This is a genomic window from Anaerophaga thermohalophila DSM 12881 (assembly GCF_000191885.1).
Classification (GTDB): Bacteria; Bacteroidota; Bacteroidia; order Bacteroidales; family Marinilabiliaceae; genus Anaerophaga; species Anaerophaga thermohalophila.
The window spans coordinates 1-12707 of record NZ_AEWI01000078.1 but is presented as its reverse complement, the minus strand read 5'-3'; the positions used below and the strand labels follow the sequence as shown (position 1 = coordinate 12707).

Here is a 12707-nt window from a genome sequence, read left to right as displayed (position 1 = left end):
TATTAGTAATGTTGAAACGCAGATTTGTAGCATACTTATTTTTAATCTTTTCTATTACAACTCTTTATGCTCAGGACGAAATACCGGAGATTTCTTATTCAGGAAAACCCAAAGAATACATAATTGCTGACATAACAGTAACGGGTGATCTAAACAATGACCCCAAAATTCTGGCTAATCTTTCCGGGTTGAAAGTAGGTCAAAAAATAACCGTTCCTGGTGAAGACATTTCAAATGCAGTTAAAAAGTACTGGGAATACGGTCTGTTTTCCGATGTGAGAATTACCGCTGAAAAGATTGAAGGAAATAATATATATCTCAACATTTATCTGCAGGAACGTCCCCGGTTGTCCGAAATAAATTTTTCAGGCTTGAAAAAATCCGAGATTGAGGATGTTACAAGTAAAATATCCATGATGAAGGGCTCACAGGTGACGCCTTATCTGATCGACAGAGCCAAACGTTATATCCAACAACATTTCGTTCAAAAAGGTTTTTATAATACCGAAGTCACCATTGTCCAACGGGACGATCCAAGTAAGCCCAATCATGTTTTTCTTGATATTGAGGTCGACAAAAAAGATAAGGTTAAGGTTAACAGCCTTGAATTTGAAGGAAATGAAGTGTTTTCGGATCGGAAGCTGAATCGTTTCATGAAAAAGACCAATGAGAAAGGAAAAATCCAGAATTTTTTCCGGACTAAGAAATTCGTTCAGGAAGAGTATGAAAACGACCTGAAAACGGTAATTGAAAAGTACAATGAAAAGGGTTATCGTGATGCTTATATTGAATATGACTCCATTTCCAGGAATCCTGACAATACCGTAGATATAGAAATCGGAATCAGCGAGGGCAACAAATACTATTTCGGAGATATCAGCTGGGTAGGAAATACTGTATATCCCGGTCCGTACTTGTCAGAAAAACTCCGAATCCGAAAGGGCGACGTTTTTAATCAAACCTTGCTGGAGGAACGCTTATATACCGATGATGATGCTGTTCATAACCTTTATATGAACAATGGATACCTTTTCAGTAACATTGAACCGGTAGATGTCAGAATCTATAATGATACGGTTGATCTTGAGATGCGGGTTTACGAGGGTGAACCGGCTACCATTAATGAAGTGATCATTAAAGGAAATACAAAAACTCATGAACACGTTGTAAGACGGGAGTTACGGACAAAACCCGGAGAGTTGTTCGATAAATCCGAGCTGATTCGTTCAGTTCGGGAATTGCAACAATTGGGACATTTTGATCCCGAAAATATTAATCCCGTTCCAATTCCCGACCCTGAAAAAGGGACGGTTGATCTTGAATATAACCTGGTTGAAAAAGCCAATGACCAGATCGAACTCTCCGGCGGATGGGGTGGCGGAATGTTTGTCGGCTCCCTGGGACTGAAGTTTACCAACTTCTCTGTTCGTAATATCTTTAACAAGGAAGCCTGGCGTCCTTTGCCTACAGGAGACGGACAAACCTTGTCGTTGAGAGCCCAAACCAACGGGAAATATTATCAGTCATACAGTTTTTCGTTTACAGAACCCTGGCTGGGCGGTAAGAAACCGAATTCTTTCAGTTTCTCGGTTTACAGGTCTATTCAGACTGGTACCAGCAGCGGTTATTATTACGGAAATCCTTACAGCAATATCTATGGTGGCGGTTACGGCTATAGCGGCTATGGCTATGGCGGCTATGGCGGCTATTATCCGCCGCTCGAGGAAGATCCCGATGAACACATGAAAGTGACGGGTATATCCGTTGGATTCGGAAAACGTTTGAGTTGGCCCGACGACTATTTTCAGCTTTATACCCAGGCCAGCTATCAGCGTTACGATCTTAAAAACTGGGTCTATTTCCTGATGCAGAACGGAAATAGCAATAACCTTAATTTCAAGGTGATGCTTTCCAGAAATTCGATGGATAACCCGTTGTATACCAGAAATGGTTCCAATTTCACACTGGGGCTTGAATTTACTCCACCCTACAGTTATTTTGATGACCTGGATTATTCCGATCCGGATATGCCTGATTCAGAGAGGTACAAATGGATTGAATATCATAAATGGATATTTAAAGGAAGTACTTTTAAACCTCTGGATAATGCCAATAAGCTGGTGTTGATGACTAAAGTAGAAGGTGGTTTTCTGGGCTATTTTGATAAAAATAAAAAATCGCCTTTCGAAAAATTTGTGTTGGGTGGCGACGGTATGTCGGGCTATAGTTATTATGGAAGCGAGACCATCGGTCTTCGCGGATATGAGAATGCTTCATTGACACCGCTTACCAACGGACGACAGGATGGAAATATCTATAATAAGCTGACATTGGAAATGCGTTATCCATTAACTTTGCAACCATCAGCAACTGTTTACGGACTGGTATTTGCAGAAGCCGGAAATTCATGGTCTGAATTCAGGGATTATAACCCGTTTGGGTTGAAACGTTCAGCCGGGGTAGGAGTGAGAATTTTCTTACCCATTTTCGGACTTATGGGCATCGACTGGGGATATGGTTTCGATGAGGTACCAGGCAGCCCCAATGCCAACGGAAGTAATTTCCACTTTGTTATCGGACAAAATTTCTGATGAAACGAGCATGGCAAAGTTTGTCACAATAGAACATGTATAAGTTCTTTCATGCGAGTTCCACCTGGCCAATGACTTAGATAAATTTTATACGAATAAATAAACCGTTAAGCGTGGTTTGGTTTTTGTAAGAAGTTTATCTAAATTGGTTTGGAAACTTTAAATTGATTGAAGATGAAACGAGTCCCGATTGCGCGGGACGGGTTTCCCTGATAAAAGGGGCCAGGCAATCAGGCCTTAATAAATAAATTTTATGCGGATGAAGAAGTTTTTAATTTTATTACTGGCAGTTGGCGGTATTTTTATGAGTACACAAAGTGCTACTGCACAACGATATGCCTTCGTAGATATGCAATATATTATGTCAAATATTCCGGCCTACGAAGCAGCACAGGAACAATTGAACCAGCTTTCACAAAAGTGGGAGAAGGAGATACAGGATATTTATGCCGAGGTTGAACAATTGTATAAAACATATCAGAAAGAGAGCGTATTTCTTTCTGCCGATATGAAAACGCAGCGTGAAGAAGAGATTATTCAACTTGAAAACAGTGCTAAAAAATTGCAACGGCAGTATTTCGGACCTGAAGGAGAACTGATGAAACGTCAGGAAGCCCTGATTAATCCTATTCAGGAAAAGGTTTTTACAGCCATTCGCGAAATTGCAGACCGTGATAATCTGGATGCCGTTTTTGATATGGCTGGCAATTCAGGTGTCATTTATGTAAAACCCCGGCAAAACATTAGCGACGATGTTTTAAAGTACCTCGGGTTTTTGAATTAAATACAGACCGTCTATAAAGTCGGAAAAATTTCTTACTTACTAAATGTGTCTGTTCAGAAAATGCCGGTTGCAAGGTTTGCGAATTTGTCAAAAGCGCAGTTTACTCACGTAAATGAGCATTTTGGAGGCAGGCGTAATACGGCAAGTGATACTTTATGGACACAGACGCTAAATAAATTTGTGAAATAGAAAAACATATAGTTATGAGAAGAATTACATCCATTACAATTATAAGCCTGTTTTTAATTCTTTCCGGGAGCACAGAAGCTCAGGAATTTAAATTTGGCCATGCCAATATACAGGAAATAATGAGGGCCATGCCCGAATTTAAAGAGATGCAAGAGACAATGGGGGCAGAGTATGATAAACTCGAAAACCAGTTGGCCACTATGCAGGAAGAATATCAAAAAATGGAACAGGATTATCTGCAGAATGCCGAAACGCTTGGAGCTCTTGAACGCCAGCAAAAAGAGCAGCAACTAATGGAGACTTCCCAAAAAATTCAAACGTTTTATCAATCTTCTCAGGAAAATCTGTCCCGGAAACAACAGCAATTGCGCCAACCTATCATGGAAAAATTGAGAGGTGCTATTGAACAGGTGGGTGAGGAAGGCGGATTTATTTATATATTTGCTGAGAATTCAGGAGCTACTGTATATCATTCCGACCAAAGTATTGATGTTACAGAGCAAGTGAAAAGTAAACTTGGTATAAATTAATTATACACGAATGAAACGAGCATGGCAAGGTTTGCCACAAAAGAACATGTGTAAAACTCTTGCATGCGAGTTCCATCAGACCAATCACTTAAATAAATTATATACTAATGAATATGAAAGTTTTTAAGGTTTTTGCTATTGTATTTATGGTTTCCCTGGCAGCTGCATCTGTTTCTGTTGCTCAGGAACTTAAATTCGGGCATTTGAATGTTCAGCAATTGATTTCGGAATTGCCGGAAAAACAGGCAGCCGACAAAGAATTGCAATCCGAAGCTCAAAAGTTGCAAAATCAATTGCAGGTTATGAGCCAGGAACTTGATGAAAAATATAAGAATTATATGACTCAGCGTGATTCCCTTTCCGATCTTATCAGATCAACCAGGGAAAAAGAGATTCAGGATTATGACCAGAGAATCCAGAATTTTAACAAGCTGGCTCAACAATCGCTGAGCCAAAAAGAACAGCAATTATTACAGCCCATTATCGAAAAGGTTGAGAAAGCCATTAACGCTGTTGGCGAAGAACAGGATTTTATTTATATTTTTGATACCAGTTCGCAGGTTATCTTGTATAATTCCGATCAAAGTGTTGATTGTCAGGATATGGTGAAGGCGAAACTTAAAGAGATGAACAATGCTCCCCAGTAGGTAGGGATGATAAAAGAGATGCTTTTTCGACCGGGCTCATTCGACATCACAATATAAAGAGCCGGGGATATATTTCCCCGGCTTTTTATATTGTTGTCGATAAATTTGTATCTTCGTTTATATAATGTCAGCATGCATTAAATGGAACCTGTAAAGAATGCTTCGTCAAAAGGCCCTATTGGAGTTTTTGATTCCGGTTATGGCGGACTGACCATTTTGAATGAATTTCTGAATGATTTTCCGGATTACGATTTTATTTATCTGGGTGATAATGCACGCACTCCTTATGGGACCCGCTCATTTGAAATGGTCTATCGGTATACATTACAATCGGTACTTAAACTGTTTGACATGGGGGTACACCTCGTGATTCTTGCTTGCAATACCGCTTCGGCGAAGGCCTTACGGACCATTCAGCAGCGTGATCTTCCACGCTATGATGCAGCCCGGAGAGTACTTGGCGTTGTGCGTCCCAGTGCTGAACAGACGGTAAATTTTACTCAGAACCGGCATATAGGTGTTTTAGGCACAACCGGAACGGTTCAATCTATGTCTTATATCCTGGAAATATGTAAATTTCTTCCCGATGCCGTTGTTACTCAGCAGGCATGCCCTATGTGGGTGCCATTGGTCGAGAATAATGAGACTGACTCCGAAGGTGCCGATTTTTTTGTCAGGCGTGATTTGAATTTATTATTTTCCCGTGACGCCGAAATAGATACCCTGATTCTTGGCTGTACCCATTATCCGTTGTTAATGCCGCTGATTCAAAAATATACTCCTGCACACGTTAAAGTTCTGCCACAGGGTGAAATTGTTTCGGCAAGTTTGAAAGACTATTTGTTACGTCATCCTGAAATAGATAAAAAATGTACAAAAAACGGGACCTGCCGGTTTTTTACAACCGAAAGTCCCGAAAAATTTGATGAAGCGTCCAGCGTATTTCTTGATTTTCCGGTTAAATCGGAACGGCTGCACTTTTAGATATTATTCTTTATACCAACCGGCATACATCAGGTAATTGTTGGCTATTTTGTCTATCATCTCTTTCGTTTGTTGCGGCTCAATATCTTTTACTTTTTTGGCCGGAACACCCGCATAAACACTGTTGGGTTCAATTTTAGTTCCTGTGAGAACCAAAGCATTGGCTGCAACAATAGAGTTGGAACCAACAACTGCGTGATCGAGTACTGTTGCTCCGATCCCAATTAATACATTATCTTCAATTGTTGCCCCGTGGATGGTAGCATTGTGCCCGATGGATACATTATTGCCAATGTTGATGGTCGATTTCTGATAGAGCGTATGTAAAACCGTTCCGTCCTGGATATTGACTTTATTTCCTATACGAATGCTGTTTACATCGCCCCGAAGAACAGTATTGAACCATATACTGCAATCATCGCCAATTTCTGTGTCGCCTATTACCGTGGCATTATCTGCCAGAAATACGTTTTTCCCTATTTTCGGGGTAAATCCCCTGACTGATTTTATTAAAGCCATTATTCTTTTTTAATAATAAGATGAGCCCGGTCTAAAAAGCATCTTTGTTGCCAAACTCGTTGTTGTTTTAAATTTTTGCATCCTCATTAGCAACAAGTTAACTCCGTTACAAGAATTTAAAACGCCTTGATTTTGACAAAAATATGCTTTTTATACTGCACTCATAAAATTAAATTAAACTCCGTAAAAAATTGTTAATTTTGCATTTGTTTATTACCTGATCCATTCATCCGTATATAATTTATTTATCAAGGTCGGATGGAACTCGCATGCAAGAACTTATACCTATTCTTATTGTGGCGAACCTATCTATGCTCATTTCATCTTAAATCTTATATCTAAAAATCTGATAATCTATTAAGGCTATCTTTGTCATGTCCGTTTCATCAGGCCAATGACTTAGACTTATTTTATACGGATGAATAGATAAGGCTAATTCAGGATACAAATATAAAGTAACTGTTGAAAAGCACCTTTTAATGTTGTAAAATCTGACGAATGTCAACTTCATGTTATTAATTAGTATCTAACTTTACTTAAAATTTTATGGTTGAGTTTGCTCGTGAAAGAGCTACTTTTGTCAACAATGAGATTAGCAAAAAGAGACTTTTAGTATTGGATTTATGGTTAAACCCCGGAATCAATGAAAAGGTTCTGGTGTTTTTTTATTTAACAATTCATTTTTACACAGGACAATAATCAACAATCAGCTAAATTATGGCTAAAAAATCGAAAGTTATTGAGAGAGATGAAGTTGTTGTCAGGTTTTCGGGCGATTCCGGCGATGGGATGCAGTTAACCGGCTCACTTTTTTCTTTTTCATCTGCCGTTTATGGGAATGATATATCAACGTTTCCGGATTTTCCTGCAGAAATAAGAGCCCCGCAGGGAACGGTCGGGGGTGTTTCGGGATTTCAGGTTCATTTTGGACACAGTGAGGTTTATACTCCGGGTGACAAGGCAGATGTGCTTGTAGCCATGAATCCTGCCGCTTTAAAGGCCAATCTCGAATGGCTTAAGCCGGGAGCTACCATCATTATTGATATAGATAGTTTTGATGATAAAAATCTTGCCAAAGCAGGTTACAAGTCTAATGATCCAATAGAAGAAGACAATCTTGGAAGTTATAATATCATTAAAGCTCCGATTACCACCCTGACAAAAGAGAGTTTAAAAAGCATGGAGCTTGATAACAAGACCATTCTGAGGAGTAAAAATATGTATGCGCTTGGATTGGTTTTCTGGCTGTTTAACAGGCCATTGAAGGATACTGAACAAATAATCCGTGAGAAATTTTCGAAGGATGAGCGGGTGGCAGAAGCCAATATTCGTGTGCTTGAGGATGGTTATAATTATGGTGTTATTATCCAGGCAGGAACGCCTTCATATCATATTTCACCGGCAGAATTAAAGCCGGGTGTTTACAGGAATATTAACGGTAACCGTGCCATAGCATGGGGGTTTTTACTGGCAGCTGAAAAAAGCGGTCTGGAGCTTTTCCTGGGATCCTATCCGATTACTCCGGCTACCGAAATACTTCAGGAATTATCGGCCAGAAAAGACCTGGGCGTTAAAGTTTTTCAAGCCGAGGATGAAATAGCCGGCATTTCAACCGCTATTGGAGCCAGTTTTGCCGGCAATTTGGGAATTACATCAACCTCAGGACCGGGTTTGGCTCTGAAAAGTGAAGCCCTTGGACTGGCCGTTATGGCCGAACTTCCTTTGGTTGTCGTTGATGTTCAAAGGGGAGGTCCGAGTACAGGGTTGCCAACCAAAACTGAGCAGGCAGACCTTCTTCAGGCACTTTACGGACGTAATGGCGAAAGTCCGCTGGTTGTTATGGCTGCCAGTTCACCCGTTAACTGTTTCGACTATGCTTTTTATGCCGCAAAAGTGGCTATTGAGTATATGACTCCTGTGATTTTGTTATCGGACGGTTTTCTGGCTAACGGAACCCAGCCGTGGCGTATCCCCGAAGATGGTGAATTCCCGGACATCATACCTCCCTTTGTTGAAAAACCTCCCGAAAAGTGGAATGTGTACGAACGCGATCCCGAAAAATTGAACCGCTATTGGGCACTTCCGGGTACACCCGGTTATCAGCACCGGATCGGAGGTCTTGAAAAAGATTTTCTTACGGGGGAAGTTTCCTACGATCACCATAATCATGATAAAATGGTGCGTATCAGACAGCAAAAGATTGACCGGATTGCCGATTTTATTCCCCCTCTGGAAATTCATGGTGATGAAGATGCTGAATTACTTATCGTGGGATGGGGTGGAACATTTGGTCATTTGTATACTGCGCTTGAGGAAATTCAGAAAGAAGGAAAGAAGGCAGCCCTGGTACATTTCAGCTATATAAGTCCACTTCCTGAAAACAGCTATGAGGTATTGAAGCGGTATCCCAAAGTTGTTGTCTGCGAGCTTAACCTTGGACAATTTGCCGGCTATTTAAGGAGTAAATTTCCTGATATTACGTTCGGCCAATATAACAAAGTCGAAGGTTTGCCTTTTACCGTTGCCGAACTGAAAAATCATTTTGAAAAAATTTTAGAAAAATAAGCTATGGCTGATAATAAAAAACTTGCTTTTCTTGACTATAAAAGTGACCAGCATGTCAGGTGGTGTCCCGGTTGTGGTGATCATGCCATTCTGAATGCTTTACAGAAGACACTTGCGGAACTGGAACTACCGAAGGAAAAAGTGGCTGTGATTTCCGGTATTGGTTGTTCTTCCCGTCTGCCTTATTATATGGATACTTATGGGTTTCACACCATTCACGGGCGGGCTTCGGCTGTTGCATCCGGTGTAAAGGTAGCCAATCCCCGGCTTAGTGTCTGGCAAATTACAGGTGACGGAGATGCCCTTGCCATAGGTGGGAACCATTTCATTCACGCTATCCGCAGAAATGTGGACATTAATGTTATTCTGTTTAACAACCAAATATATGGCCTGACTAAAGGACAGTATTCACCCACTTCAAAGCGGGGGTTTATTTCCAAAACTTCACCTTACGGGACCATTGAATATCCGTTCCGGCCTGGTGAATTAACCATTGGTGCCAGAGGCTATTTCTTTGCCCGCACCATCGATAAGGAGATTAAATTGTCGGTGGAGGTGATGAAAGCTGCAGCACGGCATGAGGGAACATCAATTGTTGAAGTGTTGCAAAACTGTGTTATTTATAATGATAATACGCATCAGGAAATCACCGATAAGCGTTTCAAAGATGACAGAACAATTGTCCTGGAACATGGAAAGCCAATGATCTTTGGGAAAGAACGTAACAAGGGACTTGTCCTGGATGGGACAAAGCTTCGCGTGGTAACCATCGGGGAAGGCGGAATTACCGAAAAGGATATTCTGGTTCACGATGCCCATTCAGAAGACCCCACCATTCATCTCAAACTTGCCGATATGGAGTATCCCGATTTTCCTGTGGCCCTGGGCGTAATCAGAGATGCTGAGGCTCCGGTATACGATCAGTGTGCGGCTGAGCAGATTGAAGAGATCAGGAATAAATCGAAAATCAAAACTTTTCATGATCTGGTTACTTCGGGTGAAGTATGGGAAGTTAAATAATGTCTGTCCATAAAGTACCATTTGCAGTGTTACGCTTGCCGCTAAAATACTCATTTACGTGAGTAATCTCCGTTTTTGGCGGCTTCGCAAGCCTTGCAACCGGCACTTTCTGAACAGACACATGATTTGGTACAACTTTTCCTGACTTTACAGACGGGCACTAAATAGTGTCCGTTCACTATGGTTGCATAGATATTACATTATTTGGAAGGCTGGTTTTCTAATATTTCGAAACCGGCCTTCTCTGTTTTAATTTTGTTTGTCTTCTTTTTCGGTCTGTCTTTTAAAGAGACTTACTGCATGGGCAATTTGGTCTTCTTTCCCTAAAACATAAACAATATCGTTTTTGCATAAAATTGTGTCGGGGCCGGGATGGTCTATGATCTTTTCTTTACGGTTGATGGCCACTACTGTAACACCATAAGTACTTCTGAAAGCGATTTCGGAGAGGGAATGACCTGCTATGGGGGAATCTTTGTCTACTTTAAGCGCTGAAATTTCAAGATTTGGCAACTGGCTGAGGATAGATTTACGCGGCCGTTTTTTTACATCCCGTACCAATCCGTAATTGTTTTTACGGATGTGACCAATGGTTACTTCTATTTCATCACGTGGCATCAGGAATTTGTTGAGTACACGTTCGAATAATTCAATGGCTGTTTCAAATTCTTCGGGAATTACCTGGGTGGCTCCAACTTTGTAAAGATCTTCTACATCATCGATTTGACGTGCACGGACAATAATGGAAGCATGCTGGTTAAGGTTTCTTACTTTTTCAGTGACCGCCATGGCTGTTACAACATCGCCGATTGATATGACGATAACACCGGCAGTTCTTACATGTGCTTTTTCAAGTATCGGCGTGTTTTGGGCATCCCCGTAAATAACTGTTTCACCTTTTTGCTGTCGTTCTTTAACAATGACCGGATCGAAGATTATTGAGATATAGGGAATTTTAACATGACGAGCCATGACCGACATACTAAGAATTCTGGGGTCTTTCCCTATGAGAACAAGATGGTTTTTCAGCTCGGGAACATCAATTTGTTCAAGTGGGAAAATACCTTCTTTGAGTTTCCGGGGTAAAGGTAGTTTCATTGCTGCATTCGCTAATGGACGAGCCACTGATATCAGAAGTGGTGATATTGACATGGTGATGACGGCTACAGCAAGAAAAAGCTGATAATAATAATTGGATATGATCTGGTAGTTCTGTCCCATTTTGACAAGAATAAATGAGAATTCTCCAACCTGTGCCAGGGCGAGACCCACCAGAACTACCCCCCGGAACGTATGCCCAAGCAAAAAGGCAGTGCCACTGGCAATTATTATCTTTATTAAGATCACCATAGTCACTGTCATCAGCACAATGCTAATATTGTCGACCACAAAATGCAGGTCGAGAAGCATTCCTATGGAGACAAAGAAAAAGGATGAAAAAGTATCTTTGAAAGGAATTATGTGTCCGAAAGCATTATGACTGTATTCCGATTCGGATATCATCAAGCCGGCGAGAAAAGCCCCAAAGGCAAGTGACATACCCAGTTCGGCGGTAAGAAAAGCAACCGAAAGACAGATCAGCAGGATACTCATCAGGAACAGTTCCTGGTTTTTTGTCATGGCGATGGCATGAAGTATTCTGTTCATAAACCATTTATTCCCAAAAACGACAAAGAGAATAATTCCCAAGGATTTCAGACCCATCCAGAATAGTTCGTTCATTATGTTTGTTGATTCGCCACCGATGATGGGTATGAAAAGTAGTAAAGGAACAAGTACCAGGTCCTGGAAGATGAGGATTCCCAACACGGTTCTTCCGTAGTTGGAGGTAATTTCCGATCGGTCCTGAAGAATCTTTAAAACCACTGCCGTACTGCTTAATGCTGTCAGAAAACCCACGAACAAAGCCCCTCTGAAGTCGAGATCAAAAAACCTGGCTATGGCTAAAACAATTAGTGTTGTCGCGGCAAATTGAAGGAGACCTCCCCAAAAGACTGTTTTCCGGATTTTTATCAAATGTTGGAGTGAAAATTCCAGTCCGATTGTGAAAAGTAACAGTACAATGCCAACTTCAGCCAATACTTCAATGTTTTCAACATTGTTAATGATCCCCGTCAGGTGGGGACCAGCCAATATTCCTGTAATAAGATAGCCAACAATAGAAGGAACTTTTATTTTCGTAAAAACATAGTTGACCAGGGTGGAAAGAGCAAAGATGATGAGTATGTCTTTGAATATTGTGAATTCCATAATGCATTAATTATCAGATCGTATCCAGGTAAAAAAACAGATTGTCGGGTCATGAGATTTTTAGATATATAGAAATCCGCACCAGCGGGGCTTTCTAATCCACTGTTAACTTCCAATCATTTTTATCCGTATAAAATTAGTATAAGTTATTGGTATGATGCAATTTATGATGATTTAACTGATGCTATATGATTATAGGTTAGATTCTTCGCTCCGCTCAGAATGACACCTGTCTAATGTCATTCCGAGGAGGTAACGACGAAGAATCTGTTATTTACTGCGTTACGCTTGTCCGGAAATTACCCATTTACGATAAGTAAACTCCGTTTTGGCGGCTTCGCAAGCCTTGCAACCGGCACTTCCTGAACAGACACATAAAGAAACTTTCCCGACTTTATAAAAACTGGCATTATTTAAAAATCCAACGGCCTGTTAAACAAAGATACTTCAATTTTATTGAATGAAACGAGTCCCGAGTAATCGGGACGAGTTCCATTCGACCAATAACTTCGACTAATTTTATACGAATGAAGCGAGCATGACAAGGTTTGTCACAAAAGAACATGTATAATTAACCTCTAATCATCTAAGAAACCAAAAACAGGTAACAGATTCTTCGTCGTTACCT

The 12707-nt window shown here is 40.7% G+C and carries 9 protein-coding genes; 7 read left to right on the top strand and 2 right to left on the bottom strand.

The window, feature by feature from the left end; genetic code table 11:
• The first annotated feature begins 8 nt into the window (after positions 1 to 8).
• The 5 genes from bamA (at position 9) to murI (ending at position 5725) form a co-directional block, all read left to right on the top strand.
• The gene (bamA, locus tag ATH1_RS0115175) at positions 9 to 2591 is read left to right on the top strand and encodes an outer membrane protein assembly factor BamA (RefSeq protein ID WP_010423539.1); all 2583 of its coding nucleotides are present in this window, start codon (positions 9 to 11) and stop codon (positions 2589 to 2591) included.
• Positions 2592 to 2850: 259 nt separating this feature from the next.
• The gene (locus tag ATH1_RS0115170) at positions 2851 to 3375 is read left to right on the top strand and encodes an OmpH/Skp family outer membrane protein (protein ID WP_010423537.1); all 525 of its coding nucleotides are present in this window, start codon (positions 2851 to 2853) and stop codon (positions 3373 to 3375) included.
• A gap of 203 nt (positions 3376 to 3578) precedes the next feature.
• The gene (locus ATH1_RS0115165; protein WP_010423535.1) at positions 3579 to 4094 is read left to right on the top strand and encodes an OmpH/Skp family outer membrane protein; all 516 of its coding nucleotides are present in this window, start codon (positions 3579 to 3581) and stop codon (positions 4092 to 4094) included.
• Positions 4095 to 4201: 107 nt separating this feature from the next.
• Positions 4202 to 4741 carry an OmpH/Skp family outer membrane protein gene (locus ATH1_RS0115160; protein WP_010423533.1) on the top strand — a complete coding sequence of 180 codons (540 nt, stop codon included), beginning with the start codon at positions 4202 to 4204 and terminating at the stop codon, positions 4739 to 4741.
• A 141-nt stretch (positions 4742 to 4882) separates the two neighbouring features.
• Positions 4883 to 5725 (top strand): glutamate racemase, encoded by an 843-nt coding sequence (gene murI / locus ATH1_RS0115155; protein WP_010423531.1) that lies wholly within the window; start codon positions 4883 to 4885, stop codon positions 5723 to 5725.
• Positions 5726 to 5728: 3 nt separating this feature from the next.
• Here the strand turns inward: murI and ATH1_RS0115150 are convergent, their stop codons facing one another.
• Positions 5729 to 6244, bottom strand: coding sequence for a gamma carbonic anhydrase family protein (locus ATH1_RS0115150; protein ID WP_010423529.1), 516 nt, complete (start codon positions 6242 to 6244; stop codon positions 5729 to 5731).
• Between the two features lie 717 nt (positions 6245 to 6961).
• On the opposite strand from ATH1_RS0115150, the gene ATH1_RS0115140 reads away from it, so the two are divergent.
• Together ATH1_RS0115140 and ATH1_RS0115135 are read left to right on the top strand one after the other, a co-directional pair.
• On the top strand, positions 6962 to 8809 hold the full coding sequence (locus ATH1_RS0115140) for a 2-oxoacid:acceptor oxidoreductase subunit alpha (protein WP_010423525.1): 1848 nt from the start codon (positions 6962 to 6964) through the stop codon (positions 8807 to 8809).
• Positions 8810 to 8812: 3 nt separating this feature from the next.
• Positions 8813 to 9829 carry a 2-oxoacid:ferredoxin oxidoreductase subunit beta gene (locus ATH1_RS0115135; RefSeq protein ID WP_010423523.1) on the top strand — a complete coding sequence of 339 codons (1017 nt, stop codon included), beginning with the start codon at positions 8813 to 8815 and terminating at the stop codon, positions 9827 to 9829.
• Between the two features lie 249 nt (positions 9830 to 10078).
• Here ATH1_RS0115135 and ATH1_RS0115130 read toward each other — a convergent pair whose 3' ends face one another.
• Positions 10079 to 12079, bottom strand: a complete 2001-nt coding sequence (locus ATH1_RS0115130) for a monovalent cation:proton antiporter family protein (RefSeq protein ID WP_010423522.1) — start codon at positions 12077 to 12079, stop codon at positions 10079 to 10081.
• Between the last annotated feature and the right edge of the window lie 628 nt (positions 12080 to 12707).

Coding starts and splice junctions, on each gene's coding strand:
- bamA (WP_010423539.1), top strand. CDS start 9: ATGTTGAAACGCAGATTTGTAGCATACTTATTTTTAATCTTTTCTATT.
- ATH1_RS0115170 (WP_010423537.1), top strand. CDS start 2,851: ATGAAGAAGTTTTTAATTTTATTACTGGCAGTTGGCGGTATTTTTATG.
- ATH1_RS0115165 (WP_010423535.1), top strand. CDS start 3,579: ATGAGAAGAATTACATCCATTACAATTATAAGCCTGTTTTTAATTCTT.
- ATH1_RS0115160 (WP_010423533.1), top strand. CDS start 4,202: ATGAATATGAAAGTTTTTAAGGTTTTTGCTATTGTATTTATGGTTTCC.
- murI (WP_010423531.1), top strand. CDS start 4,883: ATGGAACCTGTAAAGAATGCTTCGTCAAAAGGCCCTATTGGAGTTTTT.
- ATH1_RS0115150 (WP_010423529.1), bottom strand. CDS start 6,244: ATGGCTTTAATAAAATCAGTCAGGGGATTTACCCCGAAAATAGGGAAA.
- ATH1_RS0115140 (WP_010423525.1), top strand. CDS start 6,962: ATGGCTAAAAAATCGAAAGTTATTGAGAGAGATGAAGTTGTTGTCAGG.
- ATH1_RS0115135 (WP_010423523.1), top strand. CDS start 8,813: ATGGCTGATAATAAAAAACTTGCTTTTCTTGACTATAAAAGTGACCAG.
- ATH1_RS0115130 (WP_010423522.1), bottom strand. CDS start 12,079: ATGGAATTCACAATATTCAAAGACATACTCATCATCTTTGCTCTTTCC.